This is a genomic window from Streptomyces hyaluromycini, assembly GCF_002217755.1.
In the GTDB taxonomy this organism is placed as follows: domain Bacteria; phylum Actinomycetota; class Actinomycetes; order Streptomycetales; family Streptomycetaceae; genus Streptomyces; species Streptomyces hyaluromycini.
In genome coordinates, this window is sequence record NZ_BCFL01000019.1 from 518,728 (window position 1) to 543,015 (window position 24,288).

18 protein-coding genes are annotated in these 24,288 nt (G+C 72.0%); 5 read left to right on the top strand and 13 right to left on the bottom strand.

Annotated elements, in window-relative coordinates; translation table 11 throughout:
• From SSP29_RS55955 to SSP29_RS20230, 3 genes are all read right to left on the bottom strand, one after another.
• Window positions 1-1,044 (bottom strand): ABC transporter ATP-binding protein (locus SSP29_RS55955; protein WP_145968940.1); only part of this gene is annotated, 1,044 nt, incomplete at its 3' end.
• A complete protein-coding gene (locus tag SSP29_RS20225; RefSeq protein WP_089102088.1) occupies window positions 1,044-1,934 on the bottom strand; it encodes an ABC transporter permease in 891 nt (296 codons plus the stop codon). The genes SSP29_RS55955 and SSP29_RS20225, both read right to left, overlap by 1 nt.
• The gene (locus SSP29_RS20230) at window positions 1,931-2,914 is read right to left on the bottom strand and encodes an ABC transporter permease (RefSeq protein ID WP_089102089.1); all 984 of its coding nucleotides are present in this window, start codon (window positions 2,912-2,914) and stop codon (window positions 1,931-1,933) included. The genes SSP29_RS20225 and SSP29_RS20230 overlap by 4 nt, the downstream gene beginning before the upstream one ends.
• 149 nt (window positions 2,915-3,063) lie before the next feature.
• Here SSP29_RS20230 and SSP29_RS20235 point away from each other — a divergent pair, with 149 nt between their 5' ends.
• Window positions 3,064-4,785, top strand: a complete 1,722-nt coding sequence (locus SSP29_RS20235; RefSeq protein ID WP_150134534.1) for an ABC transporter family substrate-binding protein — start codon at window positions 3,064-3,066, stop codon at window positions 4,783-4,785.
• 223 nt (window positions 4,786-5,008) lie between these two features.
• Here SSP29_RS20235 and SSP29_RS20240 read toward each other — a convergent pair whose 3' ends face one another.
• The 7 genes from SSP29_RS20240 to SSP29_RS20270 form a co-directional block, all read right to left on the bottom strand.
• Window positions 5,009-6,235 (bottom strand): IS701 family transposase, encoded by a 1,227-nt coding sequence (locus tag SSP29_RS20240; protein WP_150134535.1) that lies wholly within the window; start codon window positions 6,233-6,235, stop codon window positions 5,009-5,011.
• Complete coding sequence (locus tag SSP29_RS20245; RefSeq protein WP_089102090.1) at window positions 6,228-8,387, bottom strand: AGE family epimerase/isomerase; 2,160 nt, start codon at window positions 8,385-8,387, stop codon at window positions 6,228-6,230. Before SSP29_RS20245 ends, SSP29_RS20240 begins: the two co-directional genes overlap by 8 nt.
• Window positions 8,384-10,624, bottom strand: a complete 2,241-nt coding sequence (glgX, locus tag SSP29_RS20250) for a glycogen debranching protein GlgX (RefSeq protein WP_150134536.1) — start codon at window positions 10,622-10,624, stop codon at window positions 8,384-8,386. Before glgX ends, SSP29_RS20245 begins: the two co-directional genes overlap by 4 nt.
• Window positions 10,621-11,340 carry an SDR family oxidoreductase gene (locus SSP29_RS20255; protein WP_150134537.1) on the bottom strand — a complete coding sequence of 240 codons (720 nt, stop codon included), beginning with the start codon at window positions 11,338-11,340 and terminating at the stop codon, window positions 10,621-10,623. Before SSP29_RS20255 ends, glgX begins: the two co-directional genes overlap by 4 nt.
• Before the next feature lie 86 nt (window positions 11,341-11,426).
• Window positions 11,427-12,761 carry a nucleotidyltransferase family protein gene (locus tag SSP29_RS20260; RefSeq protein ID WP_089102091.1) on the bottom strand — a complete coding sequence of 445 codons (1,335 nt, stop codon included), beginning with the start codon at window positions 12,759-12,761 and terminating at the stop codon, window positions 11,427-11,429.
• 225 nt (window positions 12,762-12,986) lie between these two features.
• A complete protein-coding gene (locus SSP29_RS20265; protein ID WP_150134538.1) occupies window positions 12,987-14,834 on the bottom strand; it encodes a DUF8823 domain-containing protein in 1,848 nt (615 codons plus the stop codon).
• Between the two features lie 197 nt (window positions 14,835-15,031).
• Window positions 15,032-17,848, bottom strand: a complete 2,817-nt coding sequence (locus SSP29_RS20270) for a D-alanyl-D-alanine carboxypeptidase (protein WP_150134539.1) — start codon at window positions 17,846-17,848, stop codon at window positions 15,032-15,034.
• 144 nt (window positions 17,849-17,992) lie between these two features.
• On the opposite strand from SSP29_RS20270, the gene SSP29_RS20275 reads away from it, so the two are divergent.
• The 3 genes from SSP29_RS20275 to SSP29_RS20285 all read left to right on the top strand — a co-directional run bounded on the left by SSP29_RS20275 (window position 17,993) and on the right by SSP29_RS20285 (window position 20,350).
• Window positions 17,993-18,754: a GOLPH3/VPS74 family protein gene (locus SSP29_RS20275; RefSeq protein WP_089102093.1), complete on the top strand. Its 762-nt coding sequence runs from the start codon at window positions 17,993-17,995 to the stop codon at window positions 18,752-18,754.
• 333 nt (window positions 18,755-19,087) lie between these two features.
• Window positions 19,088-19,945 carry a helix-turn-helix domain-containing protein gene (locus tag SSP29_RS20280; protein ID WP_089102094.1) on the top strand — a complete coding sequence of 286 codons (858 nt, stop codon included), beginning with the start codon at window positions 19,088-19,090 and terminating at the stop codon, window positions 19,943-19,945.
• Window positions 19,946-20,158: 213 nt separating this feature from the next.
• On the top strand, window positions 20,159-20,350 hold the full coding sequence (locus tag SSP29_RS20285) for a DUF397 domain-containing protein (protein ID WP_089102095.1): 192 nt from the start codon (window positions 20,159-20,161) through the stop codon (window positions 20,348-20,350).
• 180 nt (window positions 20,351-20,530) lie between these two features.
• Here the strand turns inward: SSP29_RS20285 and SSP29_RS20290 are convergent, their stop codons facing one another.
• A complete protein-coding gene (locus SSP29_RS20290) occupies window positions 20,531-21,037 on the bottom strand; it encodes a glutathione peroxidase (RefSeq protein ID WP_089102096.1) in 507 nt (168 codons plus the stop codon).
• A 9-nt stretch (window positions 21,038-21,046) separates the two neighbouring features.
• Window positions 21,047-22,030: an ArsR/SmtB family transcription factor gene (locus SSP29_RS20295; RefSeq protein ID WP_089102097.1), complete on the bottom strand. Its 984-nt coding sequence runs from the start codon at window positions 22,028-22,030 to the stop codon at window positions 21,047-21,049.
• A 143-nt stretch (window positions 22,031-22,173) separates the two neighbouring features.
• Here SSP29_RS20295 and SSP29_RS20300 point away from each other — a divergent pair, with 143 nt between their 5' ends.
• On the top strand, window positions 22,174-23,388 hold the full coding sequence (locus SSP29_RS20300) for an MFS transporter (protein WP_089102098.1): 1,215 nt from the start codon (window positions 22,174-22,176) through the stop codon (window positions 23,386-23,388).
• Here the strand turns inward: SSP29_RS20300 and SSP29_RS20305 are convergent.
• A complete protein-coding gene (locus SSP29_RS20305) occupies window positions 23,309-24,259 on the bottom strand; it encodes a slipin family protein (RefSeq protein WP_089102099.1) in 951 nt (316 codons plus the stop codon). The two genes, SSP29_RS20300 and SSP29_RS20305, sit on opposite strands and share 80 nt — an antisense overlap.
• Between the last annotated feature and the right edge of the window lie 29 nt (window positions 24,260-24,288).

The following is a 24,288-nucleotide window of genomic DNA, read 5'->3' on the forward strand; positions in this document are numbered from 1 at the left end:
GGTCCGGCGGCGGACCTCCGGGATCCTCCGGCAGGCCGCCCTGTGGGCGTCGGGTGCCGAGGCGTCGGCGCGGGACGGGCTGTCCACTCCGGTGAGCGGGGGCTCGGCCGTACGGCACTCCGGTTCCGCCAGCGGGCAGCGCGGGGCGAAGGGGCAGCCCGGGCCGCCGGTGCCCGGTGCGGGGGCGGTGCCCGGCACCGGTGTGGGCGGCACCCGGGCGTCGAGGCGGGGCACGGCGCCGACGAGCCCGAGGGTGTACGGCATCCGGGGGCGGCAGAGCACCGCTTCCACCGGACCCGTCTCCACCACCCGCCCCGCGTACAGCACGGCGACCCGGTCCGCGGTGCCCGCGACCACGCCGAGGTCGTGGGTGACCAGGAGCAGCGCCGCCCCCGTTTCCCGCCGCGCGACCGCGAGCGCCTCAAGCACCTGGGCCTGCACGGTCACGTCGAGCGCGCTGGTCGGCTCGTCCGCGACGAGGACCGCGGGCCGGTTCGCCACCGCCATCGCGATCATGGCCCGCTGGAGCATCCCGCCGGACAGCTGGTGGGGCAGGGCGCGCGCGGCCCGGGACGGCTGCGGCACCCCGACGAGGTCCAGCAGCTCCACCGCCCGCCGCAGCGCCGTCTCGCGGCGCGGGCGCGGGCGTTCGTGGATGCGCAGGGCCTCCGCGATCTGGTCGCCGACGCGCAGCACCGGGGTGAAGGCGTGCAGCGGATCCTGGAAGACCATGGCGATCAGACGGCCCCGGAGGCCGGCCAGCTCCCGCTCCGGCCGCCCCAGCACCTCCTCGCCCAGCAGCCGCACCGAACCGCCCACTTGGGCACCGGGCGGTGCCAGGCCGAGCAGGGACAGCGCGGTGAGCGACTTGCCCGCGCCGGACTCGCCCACCAGGCCCAGCACTTCGCCGGGGCGCAGCGCGAGATCCACACCGCGCACCACGGGCACCGCCGCCCGCCGCCGCCCGCCCCCGAAGGCGACCGTCAGACCGCGCACCTCCAGGACCGGGCTCGCCGCCCCGCGCGCCGCCGGGCCCGCGCCCATCAGGCGAGCCCCGACACGACACCGCGGGGCGGCCCGGCGGGCCGTACCGTCGTGGGGTCCAGGGCGTCGCGCAGGGCGTTGCCCAGGAGGCTGACGGCCAGGACGAACGCGGTCAGCAGACCCGCGGGGAAGAAGAACATCCACGGATACACCAGGGCCACGTCGGACGCGTCCGCGATCAGCGTGCCCAGCGAGACGTCCGGCGGCTGGACGCCGAAGCCGAAGTAGGACAGCCCGGCCTCGCTGACCACCGCCCCGGCCACCGTGACCGTCGCGTCGGTGATCAGGAACGAGGCCAGGTGCGGCAGCACGTGCCGCCAGATGATCCGCACCGGTCCGACCCCCATCAGCCGCGCCACCACCACGAACTGCTGCTCCTTCAGCGAGCGGGTCATGCCGCGCACCGCCCGCGCGGTGACCATCCAGCCCAGCAGGGCGAGCAGCGCGGCCACCGCGAGCCAGCCCCACCGCCGCAGCCGCGGGGCGAGCACCACGAGGACCAGGAAGCCGGGGAGAACCAGCAGCAGGTCCGCCACGAACATCAGCGAGCGGTCCGTCCAGCCGCCGAAGTACCCGGCGCAGGCGCCCACCGCCGCCGCAAGACCGGTGGCGACCGCGGCCACCAGCACCCCGATCAGCAGCGACTTCCGCAGCCCGTGCGCGACCTGGGCGAACACGTCCTGCCCGATCCGGTCGGTGCCCATCCAGTGCCGCGCGTCCGGCGGCTGCCGCAGCGCCGTGTAGTCGACGTCCGAGTAGGACCACCGGCACACGTACGGCCCGGCGACCGCGAGCACCACCAGGGCCAGCAGCAGCGCGCACCCGCACAGCGCCCCCGGGTGCCGGGCCAGCCGGCCCAGCACGGCCCGCCCGCGCCGCCCGGCTCTCACGGCTGCCGCACCCGGGGGTCGAGCAGCGCGTGCAGGACGTCCGCGACCAGCCCCGCCAGCAGGACGACGGCCGCGGCGAAGCCGTCGACCGCCACGACCGAGTTCACGTCGCCCTTCTCCACCGAGTCGATCAGCCAGCTGCCCATGCCGGGCCAGCCGAAGACCCGCTCGGTGAACACGGCCCCGGTGACCAGGGTGAGGACGCCGAAGGAGAAGAAGACCGTCATCGGCACCAGCGAGATCCGCAGCCCGTGCCGCAGCAGCGCGCGCCCCGGGGTGAGCCCCTTGGCGCGGGCCGTGCGCAGATGGTCCGCGCCGAGCACGTCCAGGGTGGCGGCCCGCTGGTAGCGGCTGTACAGGGCGATCGCCGCGAGCGCCACGCAGAGCGCCGGGAGCACCAGGTGGGCCGCCGTGTCCCGCAGCTGGACGGTCCAGTCGCCCTGCAGTCCGGGGGTGTGCTCGCCGGTGTACTTGACGATGTTGCCGCCCGCGGCCCGGTTGACCGCGAGCGCCCCGGTCTTCAGGAGCAGCGCCAGCACGAAGGTGGGCACGCACAGCACCGCGAAGGAGAACCCGGCCAGCGCCCGGTCGCCGAGCCCGCCGCGCCGGACCGCCGCCCACATCCCGGCCAGCGTGCCGACGGCCGTACCGGCCAGCGTTCCCACCAGCAGCAGCCGTACCGACACGCCGATCCGGCGGCCGAACTCGGCGCTCACGGACTGGTCGTCGATGGTGCGGCCCAGGTCGCCGTGGACGGCGCGGTCCGCCCAGTGCGCGAAGCGCTCCGGCAGCGGCGCGCGGTCGTCCATGCCGAGCCGGGACAGCTCGCGGTCGACGACCCGGGCCGGCGGCGGTGGCCGGCGGTCCTCGAAGTACGCGCGTGGATCGAGCGCGGTGGAGGCGAGCGCGTAGGAGAGGACCAGGGAGACGAGGAACAGGACCATGCAGCGGACCAGGCGCCTGGCGATCAGGAAGAACATGGCACTCCTGACGGGGCACGGAGGGTGACGGCCCGGGCGGTGCGCGGGCGTCCGCCGGGGGATGGAGTCTGCCTTCTCTTCATTTGAGGGAAACATCGTGATGTTAAGCTCCGTCGCCACAATTCGCAGGAAAGTCAAGGTAGTTGGCGGTGCCGGGACGCCGGAGAGGCTGGCAGGTGGAGCGATTACGGGCTTGGTCCGCGTGGCTGGCCGTCTGGGCGCTCGTCGTCCTCACGGCGACCGGATGCTCCGGGTCCGGCGGGCACGACGACTCCCGGCACCGGGCGCTCCCCACCTACGGCACCTACGACATCAACGCCCTGCCGGCCGGGGACCTCCGCTCCGGGGGGACCCTGACCGTGCCGATCACGCAGATGATCACGCAGTTCAACTTCAACCACGTCGACGGCGCCCTGGACGACGTGTGGACCGTCGACACGATGACGGAACCGCGGCTCTTCACCCGCGACGCCGAGGGCGTCCCCCGCATCGTGCGGGACTACCTGACCTCCGCCACCGTCTCCACCGCAGGCTCCCGCCAGGTCGTCACCTACCGGCTCAGTCCGAAGGCCCGCTGGTCCGACGGCAGGGCCCTGAGCTGGCGGGACTTCGCCGCCCAGTGGCACGCGGTCGGCGGTGGCGACGACCGGTACCTGGTCGCCGACCCGAGCGGCTACGACCGTATCGCCGACGTCCGCCGGGGCGCCGGCGCGCACGACGTCGAGGTCACCTTCAAGAAGCCGTACGCCGACTGGCGCCGGCTCTTCACCCCGCTCTTCCCGGCCGTCGCCTACGACAGCCCGGTCCGCTTCGACTCCGACTGGCAGGGCCGGCTCCCGGTCACCGCGGGCCCCTTCAAGCTCGCCTCCGTCGACCGTACGGCGCAGACCCTCACCCTCGTCCGCGACGCCGCGTGGTGGGGCACCCGGCCCCGGCTCGACCGCGTCGTCTTCCGCGTCCTCGACCCCGACGCCGCCCTGCAGGCCTTCCTCAACGGCGAGGTCGACGTCGTCAACGCCGCCACCAGCGATGCCTACGCCCAGCTGGCGAAGGCGCAGGACACCGCGATCCGGATCGGCTCCGCCTGGGACGAGGTGCACATCACGCTGAACGGCGCCGGCGGGCCGCTGGCCGACCGGGCGGTGCGCAACGCCCTCCAGCAGGCCGTGGACCGCCCGGCGCTGGCCGAGGTCGCGGCCGCGGGCCTGCCGGTGAAGGTGCCGTTGCTCGGCAACCACTTCTACATGACCAACCAGCCCGGCTACGCCGACGACTCCGGCCCGTACGGCCGCTTCGACATCGAGGCCGCCGACCGCGCCCTCGACCGCGCGGGCTGGCGCAGCCAGGGCGCCGGGAAGCCGAGGGTCAAGGACGGCCGCAGCCTCACCCTGCGCCTGGTGCTGAGCGAGGGCACGAACCGGCTCGGCGAGGACCTGGCCCAGCTCGTCCAGCAGATGCTCGCCCGGGCCGGTGTCCGCGTCGACATCGAGAAGGTGCCCGCCTCCGCCTACGGCCCGCAGTACCTGGACAAGGGCAACTTCGACCTCGCGATCTTCCGGTTCACCGGGCTGACGTACCCGAGCTCGGCCTACGCCATCTACCGGCGCCCGGCCGGCGGCCAGGTCTTCGAGAACTACGGCCGGGTCGGCTCGGCGCAGGTGGACGAGCTCCTGGACAAGGCCGCCGGCACCCTCGACACCCGCACCGCCCAGCGCCTCTACAACGAGGCGGACACCGAGATCTGGCGCCTCGGCCACGACATCGAGCTCTACCAGCGCCCCCAGATCCTCGCCGTCCGCAAGGGCCTGGCCAACTACGGCGTCCCGGGCCTCGGCGACATCGACTTCACGAAGGTCGGCTGGGAGAAGTGAACGTGCAGCGGGCGGGGGCGGAAGCGCGCGCATGGCGGCCCGTGGAAGAGAGTCCGGGGCGGGACGGGGCAGATTCGAACGCGCGGCGGTCTCGGGCGGCAGCGAGCGCGCGACGGCCGCGGGTGGAGACGAGCCGGCGGCGGCCCGGGGCGGAAGCGCGCGCACGGCGGCCCCGTGCGGAGCTGTCCGCACGGGGCCGTTCCGGTCGTTCCGGTGGCGCTGTTCAGGCATGCGGTGTGCTCAGGGCTCTCTCGTCCGCCTGCTGGCGCACCATGTCGAAGCCGAGGGCGGCCGAGGCCAGCGTCACGTGGTGGTGCCAGCCCCGGAAGGAGCGGCCCTCGAAGTCGCCGAGGCCGAACTCGTCGTGCATCCGGCCCAGCGCCTCCCCGGCGAACCGGCGCAGCCGGGCCAGCAGCACGATCTCCGCGAGCCGGCGCACCGGCAGGTTGGTCAGCCAGTAGGCCCGCGGCTGCGGCCGGCCGTAGGGCCAGTCCGCGAGGAGCATCCGCGGCCGCGGCGACGTGCTCGGACAGCCCTCGGGAGAGCGCTCGGCCCGCAGCAGCACCGGAACGGTCAGGAACTCCGAGTGCCACATGCGTTCGGTCACCGGGTCGTGCCAGGTCACCGACGTCCGCTCGGTCTGCCGGACGGCGTGCGCGGCGAGTTCGGCCAGGGTGCCGCCGGCCCCCCGGACGGCGGCCCGGCCGCGGGGGAGGAGCACCGGCGTGTGCGGCGATGCCTGGACCACATAGCCGAGCCCGCGGGCCTCCAGACCCCGTAACAGGGGGTCCGGGTCCCCGTCGCCGCGCCAGTCGGCCAGCACCGGCAGCGGCTCCAGGGACCACTCGTCGAGCATCTCGTCGAGTGCTTCCAGTACGTAGCTCCACCGGGGACGGCAGCGCTCCTGCTCCGGTAAGTGCGCCTGGCCGCGCAGCCCCTCGTCCCGGTCCCACCGGGTCGGCAGCACAAGGCGCCAGTTCACCGGGACCCCGCCGGCATGTCCCACCAGCGAGGTCGCCAGCGCCAGCTGGCAGTTGACGGTGCGCTCCTGGGAGGCCGCGTACTGGCGGGCCACGCCGACCGAGCGGTCGCCGTTCTTGGCGAAGACGACCTCGTCCACCGACCAGGCCTCGGCCCGGAAGGCCCGGACCATCTGCCCGGCCAGCCGGCCGCGCACCGGCGCGGACGCCCAGGGGCTCTGGTTCACGAACTGCTGGATCTGCTGCACCGCCCGCCGCCCCAGCACCTGTTCGGTGATCCGGGCCGGCGTCTTGCGGCCGGGCACGGCCAGCAGGCCGCGCAGGTACACCTCGCCCCAGCGCCGCTGGTCGGCCCGGGTGAACTGGCCGAACAGCTCGCCGCAGTAGGCCGGCAGGTCGCGGGCACCGGGCGGGGCACCCGGGGTACGCACGGACGGTAACGGGAGTGCGATGGTCGCGAGATCACTCATGGTTGCAGTCGTCACCACCCTCCAGCAGGAAGGCGTCCGTGGCGAGCAGCGCGTCCGCGACCTCCGGCAGGGCACAGCCCACGATCACGAAGTCGACGTCGAGCCCCGCCTTGGTGCGCTGGAACAGCAGCTCGTTGATGGCGGACCGGCACATCTCGCTGGTCTCGCAGAGGTGGAACTCCACCCGCCCGGGGGTGGCCGCCATGACCTCGCCCAGGATCCTGCGGAACTTGCCCAGCTCGGCGGCGTCGATCACACCGCGGCAGCTGATGTGGGCGGTGCCGCCGTCGAACTCGCTGCGCATCCGCAGCCGCATCTGCGCGGGCTCCAGCTCCACCCGCACCCGCACCGGTTCGGTGCCCTCGGGCAGCCGCACGGTCAGGTCCTTGGCGTCGAAGTTCTGGTACGGCCGGCCGTCCACCCACACCCGGGTCAGCTCCGCCGAGCCGGCCGGCAGCAGGTCCGGTGCCACCCGCAGCAGCCGCTCCGGGAGGTCGTCGGGGCGCGGCCGGAAGTGCAGGGTCACCGGGTCGTTGCCGAGCAGCAGACCGGTGTAGGTCGCCGACAGGTAGCACAGCTCCAGCGCGTGGTAGCCCGCCATGGCGTGGCTGCCCTTGAGCCGCTCGGTGCCCAGCAGGTACGGGATGCCGTTGGCCAGGACGTTGAAGTAGACGCCGCCGTCCTCGTAGTCGAGGAAGTAGGCGTTGTAGAACGACGCCGCCTCCCGGGCCAGCCGCAGGTGCTCGGGGTCGTCGGTGGTGCCGGCCAGGATGAGGTAGGCGAGGATCGCCTGCTCCTGCTGCCACCAGGCCTTGCGGTCGTGCCAGACCATGCGGTGGATGCCGCTGTCCGGGTCGGGCTGCCGCTCCACCACGTCGTACCAGCCGCTGCGCAGGCCGTCGCTGCCCACCGCGGGCATCAGCTCGGCGATCCGCTCCGCCGTGGTGCCGTACTCGGGCTTGTCGTGCAGGGCCTTGATGCGGGTCAGGTTCCAGGTGATCTTCAGGTTGTGGCCGACCACCGCGCGGTCCTGCTGCCAGCCCCAGGTGCGGTCCGGGCTCCAGTCGGCGTGGAACCGTTCCTGCACGAACGGGGAGTTGGGCTCGTCCGGGAACCGCCTGACGATCGTGTCCGCGGTCTCCTCCAGGAGCGCGGCGAAGTCCGAACGGCCGGTCGCCAGATAGGCGTTGATCAGGTAGGCCGGGGCGTGGTCGCCGACCGAGTTCCAGTTCTTGCGGGACCGGTTGCGGCCCAGCGAGTCGGCGCCCGGGTCGAGGGCGATCGGGTCCAGGTGCGAGAAGAACCCGCCCTCGACCGGGTCGCGGAAGTACTTCTGGAACAGGGCGACCGTGCGGTCGATGTCGTTCAGGATCTTCGGGTCGCCGGTGATCCGGAAGGTCTGGGTGGGGCCGGCGAGCGCGTAGATCTGCTCGTACATCGGGATCGCGTCGTAGTCGTCCCCGAACTCCGAGGCGAAGACGGGCCGGTGGCCGTTCGGCGTGATGTCGATGCCGTGGTACCAGTAGGTGATCCCGTCCGCCTGGTCGTCCACCCGCATGTGCTCGCGCAGGTACTCGGTGCCGGACTGGGCCGCCTCCAGGAAGCGGTCCTCGCCGGTCAGCAGGTAGGCCGTGGCCAGCCCGTACACCAGCCGGGAGATGGTGTCGGTCTCCTGGCGCACGTCCTGCCCGTGGAAGTCCGGTAAGTGGGTGCCGCTGAGGGTGAGGTGGGTGCGGAAGTTGCGCCAGTCGTAGTTCCCGTCCGGGAACTGGCCGCGCAGGTAGAAGTCGGCGATGGCGGCGGCCTGCTGCACCCACCAGTGCGGGTGCTCGAAGACGTACTGGCCGCGGCTCTCCTCCGGGAAGGTGATCTCCTTCGCGTCGAAGCGGGCGCCGCCCTCCCACTCGTAGAGGATTCCGTACGCGAACAGGAACCGGCCCTCGGCCAGCATGTCGACGGTGTCGGCCGTGGTGTCGTGGTAGGAGTCGCCGAGGTTGCGGACGATGCGGGAGACGGCGTTGTGGGTCAGGTGGACCGTGAACTCACGCCCGTCCGGGCTGCGCAGGCCGAACATGCGCCTTGTGGGGCTGTAGTGGGTGACGTAGCCCGCCAGGGTGTCGGAGGTGATACGTCGTTGGGAGAGTGCGCTCATCGTCGCGTGCCCTTCTCGTCGGGCAGGGCCGCCAGCAGCACGACGCTGCGGCCCTGGGCGTGATAGGTGGGACCGTCGACCGGTTCCTCCGCGCCGGGCGGGAGGATCTCGTGCGGGGCCGGCCGGGCCGTGTCCAGTACGCGGTGCCAGCGATGGCCGGGCAGGACGGGCAGCTCGAAGTCGAGGCCCAGGTGGTACATGTTGAGGACCAGGTGCAGGTCCGGGTCACCGTCGAAACCGCCGTACGTGCAGGCCAGCACATGGGCGTCGGGGTTCTCCCAGCCCGGCTGGTGCAGTCGTGTGCCGTGCCAGGTGATGTCCGGCAGGAGGCGGGGGTTGAGCCGCTCGGAGAAGAACTGCGGCTCACGGAAGGTGCGGTAGCGCTTGCGCAGCCCGATGACACCCCGGGTGAACCCGAGCGTCTCCCGTTCGGTGTCCGCCTGCTCCCAGTCGAGCCAGGAGAGCGGGCCGTCCTGGCAGTAGCCGTTGTTGTTGCCGGCCTGGCTGTTGCGGAACTCGTCGCCGGCCAGGAGCATCGGGACGCCGCGGCTGAGCATGAGGACCGACAGCAGGTTCTTGACCTGCCGCACCCGCAGCCCCTCGACCTCGGGGTCGTCCGTGGGTCCCTCGGAGCCGCAGTTCCAGCTGTAGTTCTCGTTCGCCCCGTCGGCGTTCGCCTCACCGTTGGCGTGGTTGTGCTTGGTGTCGTAGCTGACCAGGTCGTTGAGGGTGAACCCGTCGTGGCAGGTCACGAAGTTGATGCTGTTGGTGGGCAGTTCCTCCTGCGGGGCGAACAGGTCGGCCGAGCCGCCGAGCCGTGAGGCGACCTCGCCGGCGATGCCCGCGTCACCGCGCACGAACCGCCGTACGTCGTCCCGGAAGGGGCCGTTCCACTGCGCCCAGCGCTTGCCGGGGAAACGGCCCACCTGGTAGAGCCCGCCGCCGTCCCAGGGCTCCGCGATGATCTTGGTCTCGGCCAGGATCTGGGACAGCTCTATCGCCCACAGCGCGGGCGGCACCGCCATCTCGTAGCCCATCGGGCCGCGGGACAGCTCCGAGGCGAGGTCGAAGCGGAAGCCGTCGACGTGGTGCTCGGAGACCCAGTACTCCAGCGACTCCAGGATGAACTTGGTGACGATCGGGTGGTTGGCGTTGACCGCGTTGCCGCACCCCGTGAAGTCCATGTAGTGCGAGCGGTCCTGCGGCCACAGGTGGTAGTAGGCCTCGTTCGCCGCGCCCCGGAAACTGATCGTCGGCCCGAACTCGTTTCCCTCGCTGGTGTGGTTGAAGACCACGTCGAGGATGACCTCGATGCCCGCCTTGTGGAACGCCTTCACCATGTCGCGGAACTCGGTGATGTGGGTGGCCAGATGGGGGCTGGAGCAGTAGCCGGTGTGCGGGGCGAAGAACCCGTACGGGTCGTAGCCCCAGTAGTTGCGCAGCGGTGTGCCGTCGGAGCCGGTACGCAGGACCTGGGTCTCGTCGAAGTCGAAGACCGGCAGCAACTCCACCGCGGTGACGCCGAGTTCCTTCAGGTGCGGGATCTTCTCGATGACGGCCGAGAAGGTCCCGGGGTGGTCCGCCCCGGAGGTCGGCGAGGCGGTGAAGCCGCGTACGTGCATCTCGTAGACGACGGTGTCGGCCATGGGGGTGCGCAGCGGGGCGTCGCCCTCCCAGTCGTAGTCGTCCAGGTCGACGACCAGGCTGCGCATGGAGTACTCGGCGTTGTCCCCGGGGCCGATCGCGCGGGTCCGCTCCCAGCGGCTGTTGACGTTGGCGCGGGCGTAGGGGTCGAGCAGCACCTTGCGGTGGTCGAAGCGGCTGCCCCCGGCGACGGGGTCGCGCGGCCCCTCGATGCGGTAGGCGTAGACCTGGCCGGCGCCCAGCCCCTGCACATGGCAGTGCCAGAAGTGGAAGCTGCGGTGCCGCTCCGGGCGCAGCCGGATGGTCCGGTAGGGCTGCGGACTGTCGCAGTGCTCGAACAGCAGCAGGTCGACGCGGGTGGCGTGCTCGGAGAAGACCGAGAAGTTGACCCCGTCGGCGTCGACGGTGCTGCCCAGCGGCTGCGGGTGGCCCGGGGTGACGCCGGGCTGGGGGACGTCGGGGGTGCCGGTCTCGGTGTCGTGGTCGGCGGGCAGGGTCATGTACGTGTTCGTGGTACCCGTGGTGGTGGTGGTGGCGGCGGCGGTCGTGGCGGTGGCGGCCGGCTGGTCCTGGGCCTCGGTCGAGACGCTCATGCGAACACCGCCCTGGTCCCGGCCGGGGCGTCGGCGCGCAGCCCGGCGAAGAGCTCGCCCCAGGGCACGGGGCCGGAGGCCGGGCCGGTCTCGCTGCGCATCTCGAACGTCACGCCGCGCGCCGCGGGCGAGTTGAGCGCCCGCACGCAGGCCTCGGCGACGTGCGCGCGGGCCACGAACCCGTCGCCGGCGTCGCCCTGTTCCAGGTGCAGCACGCCGTGTCCGGGCTCGTCGGTCAGCCAGCCCGGCCGGATCACCGTGTAGGGCAGGCCCGAGGAGCGGACCGCGTCCTCGCCGGCCAGCCGCCAGTCCAGCATCCTGCCGTAGGCGTTCATGGGGTGGTCGCGGCGGGTGACGTGCCGCTGGCTGACGAGCACGAAGTGCCGGCCGGCCAGGGCGGCGCCCAGCACGTCGAGGACGTGGCGGACACCGCCGTGCAGGGTCGACTCCGGGCTGTCCGGGCCGGCCGCGTCGGTGCCCGGTTCCACGGCGTAGACGACGGCGGCGCACCCGTGCAGGGGGGTGCGGAGCGTGCCGGGGTCGCGTACGTCGGCCGTGAAGTACTGCGCCTGCGCGGGCATGTGCCGCCGGGCGCGCTGGGTGCTGCGGCCGATGACCCGGACGGTCTCGCCCCGGGCCAGTAACTGCCGGGTGACGAGCCGGCCGACCCGGCCGGTCCCTCCTATGACTGCGATCGGGCTGTCCATCGTGTCCATCGAGAAAACTCCCCAGGGCGGTAGCCGAGCCGGACGTATGGGGTGCGGGAAGGAGCGGGTGGGTGCCGGGGCGCGGCCGGATCCGGTCAGATCCAGCGCAGGATGTCGTCGGAGCTGGTCAGATGGGTGCCGGTGGGCAGACCGGTGAGGGCGGGGACCCGCAGCCGCGGATAGACGCTCACCCCCGAGAAGCGGGTGCCGGGACGCAGGTCGGCGGCCTCGCCGATCGCCGAGTGGACGAGCCGGACGGGGTTGTCGCGTGCGGAGTGCACCTGCGCCATGGGCCCCACGTACGAGTCGGTGACACGGGCGTACGGCCCGACGACGGCACCGTCGCCGATCGCCGCCCGGCTGAGCCGGACGCCCTCGTCGATGTCGACGTCGTCGCCGACGTCCGTGTAGCGCAGCTTCACCCCGGGGCCGATCTCGGCGTTGCGCCCGATGCGCACGGCGGGGCCGACCACCACGCTGCCCTCGGAGATCTTCTGGGCGAGGGTGGTGCCGTGCACGCTGTCCTTGGTGCGCAGGCTCGACTCGTGGATCCAGTACGGCGGGTCGGTGCTCACCGGCGCGCCCATGGCCCGGCTCATCCAGCGGTAGCGGCCGCGCAGCACGTCGCCGAGGGTGGCCAGGTAGTCCGGGATGCTGCCGAGGTCGCCGAGCCGGTCGATGGGCGCGGCCGCGACCGGCAGGCCCCGCCGGACCAGCCAGGGCAGCAGGTCGCCGCCCCAGTCCAGGCGCTGCTGGGCGAGCCGGATCATCTCGGGGGTGCGGGCCGCCAGCCGCAGGCGGCCGCAGTCGACCAGGTACATGCCCGCGTTGGTGGGCAGGGTGAAGCCGTTGCCTGGCAACGATGTCTCGGGGAAGAGGCGGTGGATGCGGTCGAGGGCGGGCTTCTCCAGGAAGCCGGAGACGGTGCCGTCCGCGGCCTTCTGCATCACGCCGTACTTGCCGGCGATCTCCTCGGCCGTGCGGCCGACGGAGGCGACGGTCACGACGGCGTCGGCGGCGTCGTGCGCGTCGGTCAGCACGGGCAGCGAGAACTCGAAGACGGAGTCGACCGGCATGACCAGGGCGCGGCCGGTCAGGTCCCATCGTTCGAGGTTGTGCAGGGTGGCGGCGCCCGAGCCGACGTTGTAGCGGTCGAGCCGGGCCCGGGAGTAGTGGATCTCGACGCCGAACCGCTCGCCGCGGCCGAGCACGAGCTTGATCTGGCTGTGGTTCTCGGCGCCCTGGGCGACCACGTAGAAGCGGCGGATGCCCTGGTCCCGGCAGTTCTCGACGAGCCATTCGACGACGGGCCGGCCGGCGAACGGGATGAGCGCCTTGCTGCGGATGTAGTCCGAGGAGGCAAGGGTGAGCGGCTTGGCGCGTTCGCCCCGGCCTCCCGCCAGGATTATCCCTAACGTCTCGTCCCCCATGACTGCGCTGCCTCCTCGGCCGACGAATCAATGCCAATCAGTCAACTGAGCCCGTCATTGAGAGTCAAGTAAAAAGTAAAGAAAATGGGCGCACGGGGGCCGGGAAAGGCCTCTTCGGCCCCCTGGATCACGGTTCTGAGCTGGGAATATATGAAAATGAGGTGGATTGACTCAGAGAGTCAATCCACCTGTCATGCAGCCAGTCATGTCAGTTGTGCGGGCCGGTCACTTCAGCTCGTCGGGGCAGGGTGTGCCCCGCGGCAGCTGGTACGGCGCCGCCAGCCGGTACGTCCCGGACCGCGGCGCCAGCAGCATCGTCCACTGGTCCCCCTTCGCGTCCTCCGGTGTCTCCATCAGGCAGCCGTTGACGTTGGTGTACGTCTTCGGGCTGCCGTCGGCCCGGTGCTTGGAGGCCTCGGTCTCCTGGGGCGGCTTCAGGCTCTTGCCGTCCGCGTCGACGATGCTCAGCCAGGGCGAGTACGGGATCCGGATCAGGATGCGGCCGGCCTTGCGGACCTCGATGGTCAGCTCGCCCTGCTCGGCGCTGTCCACCACGGCGTTCGGCTCGGCGAGCGGCACCGGATCGGTCACCCGGAACAGCTGCCAGTTGGCGTCGCCCCAGATTTGCTTCAGGTACGGCATCCCGCGCTGCACCAGCGCTCGCTCCCGTTCGCCGCCGCCGTCGCCGTCGGGCTGGTCCTTCGGCACGACGACGAAGTGCACGGCCCAGCGCTGCAGCCACTCGTGGTAGTTCGCGGAGTTCAGGGTGTCGTCGTAGAAGAGCGGGTTGCGCTCCATGTCGGCCTGGCGGTTCCAGCCGCGGGCCAGGTTGACGTACGGCGCGAGCGCGGACGCCTCCCGGTGCGAGCGGGCCGGGACCACCTCGACGCGGCCCTTCTCGGCGCCGACCTGCTGGAGCTGGTGGACCAGCGGGGCGAGCTCGCGGGCCCAGGACGCGGCCGGGGTCGTATGGACGATGTCGTCGACGGACTTGAAGCCGATCCAGCCGACGCTGCCGAGGAACGCCAGGACGGTGACGTAGTACTTGCGCGAGCGCGGGACCGTGTACGGGAGGGCCGCGATCAGCGTCGCGCCCGCGAACAGCATCGGCAGCCGCGAGATGTTCGAGCCGATCTGCGAGCTGACCAGCCACACCAGCACCACGCTGACGCTGTACACGGCCGCCGTCAGCCGGACCGTCTTCCACTCCTTCGGGACCAGGAAGAGGCAGAGCAGGCCGTACGACAGCGGCATGATCACCGAGCCGAAGCCCATCGGCTGGGTGCCGGAGAACGGGAACAGCCAGGCGGAGACCGCCACCACGGCCGCGGGCGCCAGGCCGAGCGCCCAGGCACCCGGCCGCCGCTTCTGCAGGAACAGCGCGACCGCGACCAGGCCGACGAAGAGCCCGGCCACGGGCGACGACATGGTGGCGAGCGCGGCGAACGGCGCCGCGACGAGCGCCTTCGCCCACCTCTTGAGACGCCAGCGGTACGGCCAGCAGAACACCGCCCCGACCGAGGCCAGCGCGAACATCGTGCCCAGCCCGAAGGTGACCCGCCCGGACAGCGCGTTGCAGATCAGCGCGAACACCCCGGCGAGCGCGGCCCACAGGGGGTTCTTCACCGCGCGGCTGCGGATGAGGAGCAGGGTCAGCAGACCGGCCGAGACGGTGCCGGCGAGCATCATCGTCGTACGGACACCGATCAGCGACATCAGGTACGGCGACACCACGCTGTACGACACCGGGTGCATGCCGCCGTACCAGGCGAGGTTGTACGCCGAGTCCGGGTGCCGGCCGACGAACTCGGCCCAGGCGTCCTGCGCCGCGAGATCGCCGCCGCTGTTCGCGAACGTGAAGAACCAGATGATGTGCAGGACGCCGGCGAGGGCCGTGACCGACAGCACCGGGTGGCGCAGCAGGCGCCGCCGCAGCGGTTCGGAAGCCCGCAGCAGCCGGTCGCCGAGCTTACGCTCCGTATGGTCTGCCGCTGCCGGCGGCAGGGCTATTCGCGGGCCCGATACCGGGCCCGGATCGGCGTTGTCGGCGCGTGTCGGCTCCGCTGTGGCCACCTGAAGGCACTCCCCGTGTCCCGTCTTCTGTTCTCGGCCGTGTTCCACGGTGTTACCGGCCGCTTTCCGTCCAGTTTGCGGCCGAGTCCCGGCGACCGGCGACCTGCCCCGATTCGCGACGCTAGCACGCACCCCGCCGCGGGGCCCCTGGGTGGGGCGCCATCGGCGGGGTGCGGTGACGGAATGCCGGTTATGGGTCAGCCGAGGCGGGTCAGCTTGCTCGTGAACCCGGGCTCGACGAGATCCTTCGACAAGGCGACCGGAACCCGGACGGCGGAGCCGGATCCGTCACCCACGGTGAGGGTGCCGACCTTGGTGCCGGCCTTCGCGCTGTGCGGCACGCCGCCCGCCTCCGCCTGGAACGACACCTTCACCTTCAGCTTCGACCAGCCGACGGCGGTGACGTCCTGCGTCGCCACCACCGGGGTGAGGCCGCCGAGCCCGTCGTCCACGTACCCGACGACTTCGCCCTTGACGAAGATCTTCGCCGGCTTCAGCGCGGCCTGGGCCGCCCGGATCAGCTTGTCGCCGCCGTTCAGGGCGGCGGTGAGGATGCTGTTGTCCGAGGCGGCGCTGGCCGGCTGCCGCAGCACCGCGCCGATGATCGTGCGGGTCTCGCCGCCGACCGTCTTCTTCGCGGCGAAGACCAGGTTGCCGAGGGCGGAGGTGGTGGTGCCGGTCTTGATGCCCACGACGTCGTTGTGGCCGACCAGCTGGTTCCAGTTGGAGTGGTTGACACCCTTGTAGTCGTCGTACGACATCATCGCGGCGACCTCGCGGAAGGACGGCTCGCTCGCCATGGCGGTCTTGGCCAGCTTCACCTGGTCCACCGCGGTGGACACCGTGGAGTCCGTGAGGCCCGACGGGTCGGTGTACGTCGTGTTCGTCATGCCGAGCTTCTTCGCGGTGGCGTTCATCTTCGCCACGAACGCCTTCTCGGAACCCGCGTCCCAGCGCGCCAGCAGGCGGGCCACGTTGTTGGCGGAGGCGATGAGGATGCTCTCCAGCGCCTCGCGCTGGGTGATCGAGTCGCCGGCCGTCACGTCGACGGTCGACTCCTGGCCGGCGTTCGCCTGGTCCTGGGCGGCCTGGTCGATCCCGATCTTCGGGCCGGCGGCGCCGCTCTTCAGCGGGTGGTCGCGCAGGATGATGTACGCGGTCATCACCTTGGCGACGCTCGCGATCGGCACCGGCTTCTGGTCGCCGGAGGAGCCGAACGTGCCGATGCCCTGGACGTCGAGAGCCGCCTGGCCGTCCGCCGGCCAGGGGATGTCCACCGCGCTGCCGTCGAAGGTGTACGTGTCCTTCGCGGTGAGGCCGAGGGTGGGCTGGGGGAGCGGGCGCAGAGTCTGTACGACCGCAAAGATGATCAGGGCGACGATGACCAGGGGCGTCCAGATCTTGACCCGGCGGAAGAGGGTCCTGACCGGGGTCTCCGGCGGCGGGGGCGTGTTGGTCAGCTCGGCGAGCAGGTCCAGCGGGGGCTTCGGGGGAAGCGGCTGCTGGGTGGTGCGCTCGGGGCCGATCTGGGGGAGGACGGTGGTGCGGGTGGTGGAGGCGGGCTCGGGCTTCGGGTCCTGCTTTATGTCCGACTTGAGGGCGACGAACCTGCTGGTGCGCTCGGCGTCGGCCTCGGCGTCGGGGGTCTTCGGCTTGGGCTTGGGCTTGGGCTTGGCGTCGCCCAGCTTGAGCATGGTGGTGGGCTGGTCGACCTGCGGGGGGCGGGGGGCCTTGAGCATGGTCGTGGGCTGGTCGACGGCGGCCGCGGGCTGGGCCTCGGCCGCGGGCTCGGCCTCGGCTTCGCCTTCGGCACCGCCGGTCTTCCCGCCCGCACCACCCGTGCGGCCATCGTCGTCGGCCGCGGGTGGCCCCTGCGGTCCCTCCTCGCCGTCGGCGTCCGCACCGCCGTCCCCGGAGCCGGAACCACCGCCCACCGACCCGGACTTGACGCCCTGAATCTCACCCGCGCCCTCGGACTTGCCACCGGGCACGGCGTCTTCGGGCTCGCCCGTTGCCTGCGGCTCGGTGCCGGGCTTGGCGTCCTCGGGTTCGGCGGCCGCCTCGGGCTTGGCGTCCTCGGGCTCGCCCGTTGCCTGCGGCTTGGTGCCGGGCTTGGCGTCCTCGGGTTCGGCGGCCGCCTCGGGCTTGGCGTCCTCGGGCTCGTCCGTGGCCTGCGGTTTGGTGCCGGGCTTGGCGTCCTGGGGCTCGGCGGCCGCCTCGGGCTTGGCGTCCTCGGGTTCGCCCGTGGCCTGCGGCTTGGTGCCGGGCTTGGCGTCCTCGGGTTCGGCGGCCGCCTCGGGCTTGGCGTCCTCGGGTTCGCCCGTTGCCTTCGGCTTGGTGCCGGGCTTGGCGTCCTCGGGCTCGTCTGCCGCCTTGGGCTTGTCCTGGGGGGTGGCGTCTTGGGGCTCGGGGGCGGCCGTCGTCGTCGGCTTGGCGTCCTCGGGGGCGGCGGTTGTCGCCGACTCGCCCTGGGGGGCGGCGTCTTCTGGCTCGGCAGGGGCCTTCGGCTCGTCGCCGGGGTCGGTGTCCGCCGGCTCCGGGGTGGTCGTTGCCTCAGGCGCCGTAGCGGTCTTGTCGGCGTTCTCCGGGGCTTCCGGGGCCTCCTGGCGCTCCTCGGGCGTCTCAGGGCCCTCCTCGGCCTCCGTGGCCGCCTCGGGGGCCTCCGGGTCCGTGGCGTCCTCGGCGCTCGCCGCCGCGTCCTCCGCCGGCTCGCCCGTGCGGACCCACGCCGCCACCGCGTCGCGGAGCTTCGTGTCGTCCTCGCCGGTCTCGCCGGTCTCGTCGGCCGTCTTCAGGTCCCGTACCGAGAAGACCCGGGTGGCGGTGTCCACGCCGCCGGCGGTCTCCTTCCCGGCGGCCACCGCCAGTCGCGGGTCGGGTGCTTCGGGAACCGAATCCGCGCTCCCCGACGTCGGTTCTGCCGACGACTCGCGCTGCTTCGACCTGTCGGGGGACTCGCCCGCCACCGATGCCTCCTCCACGCTTCGCACGTTGCCGTGCGCTGTCCGAACCATGTACCAGTGTCCTGTGTGCGGGCTTAGCCCCTGCGGTAGACGAGAACGACATACCTACCGGTTCCCTTACGAACCGGTCACGCACCCTCGACAGACCAATGTGAGAGGGGTCACCCTGTCATTCATCCACGCGGGGAGGCATGGATGGGCAGGAGCCGCAGAACACTTCCGGAGGAGCTTCTGCTGCTGGCACTGGACCCGGCCACGGGTACCACTGCACAGCCGCAGTCGCTCGACCTCGGTCTGGCCGGAGCACAGCTAGTAGAGCTGGCGCTGGCCGGACGGATAGCCCCAGACGGGGATCGTATCGCCGTGGTGCAGCCACGGCCGACTGGAGATCCGACTTTGGACTGTGCGTTGGAGTTGCTGCGACGGCGTGGCGCTCCCGTACGGGCTGTTCACTGGATCGGCGGGCCGCGTCTGGGCCTTCGCCAGATCTATCTCGCGCATCTCGAACGGTGCGGCATGGTCGCCGCCGTAGCGGGGCAGATGTGCGGGGTGCTGCCGACCACTCGGTACCAGGCGACGGACAACGCCGTCACCCGGGAGATCCGTGGCCGGCTGGATTCGGCGATCCGCACCGGCGTACCGCCGGACCCGCGGACCGCCGCGCTCGCCGCCCTGGCCCACGCGGTCGGTCTCGGCAAGCACCTGTATCCGGGCAACGAGGGACGGTCCTCTCGTTCCAGGCTGCGGGACTTGATCCGGCACGACCCGATGGGCGGGCTCGTCGCCCACGCCGTCATGGACGTGCAGAACGGCGCGGCCGCACAGCCACGCCGCAACCCCGCCGCCCCTGCCGGGCGGCAGGCCGGACCAGGCACCAGGCCCGGTGCGCCGGAACCCGCTCGCGGGGTCCCGATGCAGCCGCGCCGAGGTGCGATGGCCCGCGCCGTGGTGCACTGAGCCGCAGTTCCACGGCAGTAACACAGCACCCCTGAGACCCGGTTCCGGGAGCCGCTGGTCCGAGCGGGGCGGTGAGGCGTACGAGCAGTACGCGCCTCGTCGCCCCGCTCGGCCGTGTCCGCCCCCGTGTCCGCCCCCGTGTCTGCCCTGGGCCCGCCTCGGGCCCGCCTCGGGCCCGCCCGGGGTCCGGAGTATCCGGAACGTGCCCGAACTGACGCGTACGCGCCGCATATCCACTGTTTCCCAGCGGTAGGAAGCACCTTGGTGGCAGTCTGCTCAACAGCAGATACGCAAAGTGGTAGTTACAGGCAGGCAGCCGGAGGTGCACGTCCCGTGGCGTCCAATGTCAATCCCACCGTCAGGCGACGCCGGCTGGGCCAGGAGCTGCGCAGGCTCCGCGAGCTCAAGGGCATGACGGCGGAGGAGGTGGCGGAGCGGCTGCTCGTCTCCCAGTCGAAGATCAGCCGGCTGGAGAACGGGCGCCGGAGCATCAGTCAGCGCGATGTCCGCGACCTGTGCGGGGTGTACGAGGTCGAGGACCAGCGGGTCGTCGAGTCCCTGATGGAGATGGCCAGGGATTCGCGGCAGCAAGGATGGTGGCATGCGTTCGGGGACATTCCGTACAGCGTCTACATCGGTCTTGAGACGGACGCCGAGTCGCTGAGGGTCTACGAACCCCAGCTGGTCACCGGGCTGTTGCAGACCCGGGCGTACGCCGAGGCCCTGGTGCAGGGCGCGTTGCCGGAGACCTCCGCCGCCGACATCGAGAAGCGGGTCCAGGTCCGGATGCGGCGACAGGAACGTATCACCGCAGAACACAACCCCCTTCGGCTGTGGGTGGTGCTCGACGAGGCCGCGCTGCGCCGGCTCGTCGGCAACCGGCTCGTGATGCGTGAGCAACTGGAGTACCTGCTCGAGATGTCCCAGCAGCCGCACATCACCGTCCAGGTGCTGCCCTTCGAGTGCGGCGCGCATCCGGGCCTCAACGGCCAGTACGCGATCCTGGAGTTCGCCGACGCGGCCGACTCCAGCGTCGTCTACCTGGAGGGCGTGACCAGCGACCTCTACCTGGAGAAGGCCCACGACGTGCAGAAGTACGCCGTGATGTACGAGCACCTGCGCGCCCAGTCGCTGAACGTCGAGCAGTCCCGGCAGTTCATCGCCGACGCGGCCAAGGAGTACGCCCGCTGAGCCGTCTTCCGGCCCTCTCGGGCAGGAAGCGCCGGATGTTACACCGGTGCCACGGTCCAGCGGAAGTCTCCAACGGAATATGCCATCCGGACGAGTGAACGGGTACTCCAGGCGAGGAAGTTGGCTAGTAGCGTCGATCACGCCAACCGGTCAGAAAGGTTGGCGTGATTCGCACTACACCAAGCACCACAGCAACTCGCTACAGGAGTGGACATGGCACTGCTTCAGGGCGCCACGGAGACGTGGACGAAGTCCTCCTATTCCGCAGGGAACGGGGCGTGCGTCGAGGTCAAGTCGCCGACGACCGCAGGACTCGCCGTACGTGACTCCAAGGTCGAGGAGGGCCCGGTCCTCGCATTCCCGGCCGGCGCGTGGAACGCCTTCGTGACCTCGGTCAAGGCGTAGGGGGGCACTCGCTGACCCACCGCTCACGCTCCCGACTACCACAACTGCACAAGCGTTACCCAGAGCCCTCTCGACCGGCCCGCCGTCCTTGCCGAGGGGGCTCGGCTTGTGCCCACCGCACCGACAGCGCCACCGTGCCCCCGATCTCGGCCGAGGGCCCGGCTCAGCCGATGGCCGGGTTCAGCCGATGGCGCGCTCCACCGCCGCCACGACCTCCGCCGACTCCGGCTCGGTCTGCGGCGAGAACCGGGCGACGACCTGTCCGTCCCGGCCGATCAGGAACTTCTCGAAGTTCCAGCGGATGTCTCCGGTGTGCCCCTCGCCGTCGGCGAACCCGACCAGACGGTCGTAGAGCGGGTGCCGGCCCTCGCCGTTCACCTCGACCTTCTCGGTCAGCGGGAAGGTCACGCCGTACGTCGCCGAGCAGAACTCGGCGATCTCCTCGGCGCTGCCGGGCTCCTGGCCCATGAACTGGTTGCAGGGCACCCCGAGCACGGTGAAGCCCTGCGCCGCGTACCGCTCCTGGAGCTTCTCCAGGCCGTTGTACTGCGGGGTCAGGCCGCACTTGGAGGCCACGTTGACAATGAGCACGGCCTTGCCGCCGTAGCCCGCCAGGTCGGCGGAGCCGCCCTGCAGCGCACCGATCTCCACGTCGAGCACGGACCCGTTGTTCTCAGAAGTCGTCATGAGCGGATGCTAACCCCGCCGGGTGGCGGTCCGGGTTCCGGCCTCGACGAGCACGTCACCGGCCGCCGTCCGCGCGTACAGCACCGACCGCCCGGCCCGCCGCCGCTCCACCAGCCCGGCGTCGAGCAGCACCCGCAGATGCCGGCCGACCGAACCCAGGCCCTGCCCGGTCACCGCCGTCAGGTGGGTGGTGCTCAGCGGGGTGTCCAGCAGCACCAGCACCCCGGCCCGCGCGGCCCCCAGCAGCGCCGCCAGACCCGCCGGAACCGCCCGCCCGGAAGGGTCGGCGAGCGCCCCGGCACAGGGGTAGATCAGCGCGTACCGGTCCGGTTCCTGCCAGGAGACCCAGCCGCGCTGCGGGGTGACCGGGACGAGGAGGAGGTCGGCGCCGGAGATCTCGCGGGGCGGGTACTCGTGCATGTTCACCTGGAGCCGGTTGCCGCCGAGCCAGCGGGTCTGGCCGGGCTTCAGGGAGTCCAGCACGGCCGCCCAGCCCGCCTGGGCCGCCCGCGCGGTCCGGGCGGCCACGTCCGCCGCCAGGACCCGCCGGCGCCGGTCCCAGTCCGGTCGTACCGTCTCGGTCCAGACGTACTCCAGCAGCGCGGCCGCCCGCTCGGGCAGGTCGTCGCGGTCCAGGGCGGCCGGGACCGGCCCGGCCAGGGAGACCCGCAGGTCGGCGCGGGCCTGCGCGGGGTCGGTCGCGCGCACCGTGGCGGCCGCGTCCGCGACGGTCTGCCCCTCGCGCGGGGCGGGCGACAGGAAGTCGGCGATCCAGGCCCTGCCGAGCCCGGCGGCGACCAGCCGCGCGGTCACCGGGTCCGCCGCGAGGAAGGCGCGGTAGCCCGGCAGGTGCGTGCGCAGCCAGGCCTCCTCGCCCGGGTGCGCGCCCGCCCCCGCGTGCAGCAGCTTCAGTGCCGCGAAGGTCTCGGCGAACGGCGAGAGCACGAACCGGCTGCGCGCGAGGGTGTCGGCGTTGACCAGCCACCAGCCCATGAGGACGCCCTTTCGTCTCTGCCCATCGCGCGGCTCTCCGCGTCGGCCTTCGTGCCGGCCTTTCGCCTCGGCCCTTTGCATCGGCCTTTCGCGTCTGCGCGAAACATTAACGACCGCTTGCCACCCGCTCCGAGACTCCCTGCATGCGCAGCTACCGCGAGCTCTTCCGCACCCCCGAATTCCCCCCGTTCTTACTGACCTTCGCCGCCTTCTCCGCGGCCCAGACGATCGGCGGCCTGGCCCTCGGCACCCTGGTCTACCGGCTCACCGGCTCGCCCCTGCTGTCGGCGGTGAGCATGTTCGGGCCGCAGCTCGCGCAGGTCCTCGGCGCCACGTTCCTGCTCTCCGGCGCCGACCGGCTGCCGCCGCGCGCCACCCTCACCGGCATGGGCCTCGCCTACGCGGCCGTCACGGCGGCCCTGGCGCTGCCCGGTCTGCCGGTCGCCGCCGTCTTCGGCGTCGTCGTCCTGCAGGGCCTGGTCGCCTCGCTGGGCGGCGGGGTCCGCGGCGGACTGCTCAACGAGATCCTCTCCAAGGACGGCTACCTGCTGGGCCGTTCGGTGTTCAACATGGCCTCCGGGCTGATGCAGATCACCGGCTTCGCGACCGGCGGTGCCCTGCTGACGGTCCTGTCCCCGCGGTCCTGCCTGCTCCTGTCGGCCGCCCTCTACGCCGCGTCGGCCCTCGGCACCCGCCTCGGCCTGACCGCCCGGCCGCCGCGGTCCGCGGGCCGTCCGTCCATCGCGGCGACCTGGCGCACCAACGCCTTCCTGTGGTCCTCCCGCCCCCGCCGCCTCACCTACCTGGGCCTGTGGGTGCCCAACGGGCTCGTCGTCGGCTGCGACTCCCTCTACGTCTCCTACGACCCGCACGCCGCCGGCGCCCTGTTCGCCTGCGGGGCGCTCGGCATGTTCGCCGGCGACGTGACCGTCGGCCGGTTCGTGCCGCCCGCGCTGCGGCCCCGCCTTGACGTCCCGCTGCGGCTGCTGCTGGCCGCGCCGTACCTGGTGTTCGCCCTGCACCCGCCCGTCGCGCTCGCCGCGGTCTGCGTGACCCTCGCCGCGGTCGGCTTCGCCGCGAGCCTGGTCCTGCAGGAGCGGCTGATGTCCCTCACCCCCGACGAACTCAGCGGCCACGCCCTCGGGTTGCACTCGGCCGGCATGCTGACCATGCAGGGCGTCGGCGCCACGCTGGCGGGCTCGGTGGCGCAACTCACCTCGCCCGCCCGCGCGATGACGATCGTCGCGGCCGCGTCCCTCGCGGTGACGCTGTCGCTGGCTACGGCCGCTCGGCGGGAGCGGAGGGTTCCGGCGCAGGCGACGGAACCGGCTCCGGCTCGGGCTCCGGCGAAGCCGTGAGCTGCGCCGCCGGCCCGAACTTGTCGGCGACGGCGGCGATCTGCTCGATCCCGGCCTTGAGCGCGGCCGGCCCGTCCAGCTCCCGCTCGTTCTTCTCGACCTCCTGGTCGAGCCGCTTGGTCGCCCGCTCGAAGTAGCGCAGCAACTCCACCGGGAAGGGCATGACGAGCGTGGAGTTCTTCTCGGCGGCGACCTCGACGACGGTCTGCAGGAGGCGCAGCTGCATCGCCTCCGGGGTCTCGGACATGATCCGGGAGGCGTTGGCGAGCTGCTGCGCGGCCTGGAACTCACCGTCCGCCGTGATGACCCGGGCCCGCCGCTCCCGCTCGGCCTCGGCCTGCCGGGACATGGACCGCTTCAGCGACTCCGGGAGCTGTACGTCCTTGATCTCGACGCGGTCGATGTGGATGCCCCACTCGGCGGCCGGGCTGTCGATCATCAGGGCGAGCCCCTCGTGCAGCCGCTCCCGGTCGGTCAGCAGGTCGTCCAGGTCGCTCTTGCCGATGATGGAGCGGAGCGAGGACTGGGCGACCTGCCCGACGGCGAACACGTAGTCCTGCACCTCGATGGCCGCGCGGATCGGGTCGGTGACCCGGAAGTAGACGACGGCGTCCACCTTCACCGACACGTTGTCCTTGGTGATGCCCTCCTGCGTGGGCACCGGCATGGTGACCACCTGTGTGTTCACCTTGCGCATCCGGTCGGCGAAGGGGATGAGGAAGGTGATCCCGGGCCGCCGGTACTCCGGCAGTGCCTTGCCCCAGCGGAACACGACCCCACGCTCGACCTGGTTGACCACGCGCATCCCGCTGCGCAGCACGAGCAGGGCCGCCACGACCACCAGTACGACCCCTACAACGGCGCCGTCCATGGGCACACACTCCATTCTCGACGTGATCC

Bases quoted from the DNA above. Each gene is read 5' to 3' on its own strand.
- SSP29_RS20230 (WP_089102089.1), bottom strand. From the start codon at position 2,914: ATGTTCTTCCTGATCGCCAGGCGCCTGGTCCGCTGCATGGTCCTGTTC.
- SSP29_RS20240 (WP_150134535.1), bottom strand. From the start codon at position 6,235: ATGAGTGATCTCGCGACCATCGCACTCCCGTTACCGTCCGTGCGTACC.
- SSP29_RS20245 (WP_089102090.1), bottom strand. From the start codon at position 8,387: ATGAGCGCACTCTCCCAACGACGTATCACCTCCGACACCCTGGCGGGC.
- glgX (WP_150134536.1), bottom strand. From the start codon at position 10,624: ATGAGCGTCTCGACCGAGGCCCAGGACCAGCCGGCCGCCACCGCCACG.
- SSP29_RS20255 (WP_150134537.1), bottom strand. From the start codon at position 11,340: ATGGACACGATGGACAGCCCGATCGCAGTCATAGGAGGGACCGGCCGG.
- SSP29_RS20260 (WP_089102091.1), bottom strand. From the start codon at position 12,761: ATGGGGGACGAGACGTTAGGGATAATCCTGGCGGGAGGCCGGGGCGAA.
- SSP29_RS20270 (WP_150134539.1), bottom strand. From the start codon at position 17,848: ATGGTTCGGACAGCGCACGGCAACGTGCGAAGCGTGGAGGAGGCATCG.
- SSP29_RS20275 (WP_089102093.1), top strand. From the start codon at position 17,993: ATGGGCAGGAGCCGCAGAACACTTCCGGAGGAGCTTCTGCTGCTGGCA.
- SSP29_RS20285 (WP_089102095.1), top strand. From the start codon at position 20,159: ATGGCACTGCTTCAGGGCGCCACGGAGACGTGGACGAAGTCCTCCTAT.
- SSP29_RS20290 (WP_089102096.1), bottom strand. From the start codon at position 21,037: ATGACGACTTCTGAGAACAACGGGTCCGTGCTCGACGTGGAGATCGGT.
- SSP29_RS20295 (WP_089102097.1), bottom strand. From the start codon at position 22,030: ATGGGCTGGTGGCTGGTCAACGCCGACACCCTCGCGCGCAGCCGGTTC.
- SSP29_RS20300 (WP_089102098.1), top strand. From the start codon at position 22,174: ATGCGCAGCTACCGCGAGCTCTTCCGCACCCCCGAATTCCCCCCGTTC.
- SSP29_RS20305 (WP_089102099.1), bottom strand. From the start codon at position 24,259: ATGGACGGCGCCGTTGTAGGGGTCGTACTGGTGGTCGTGGCGGCCCTG.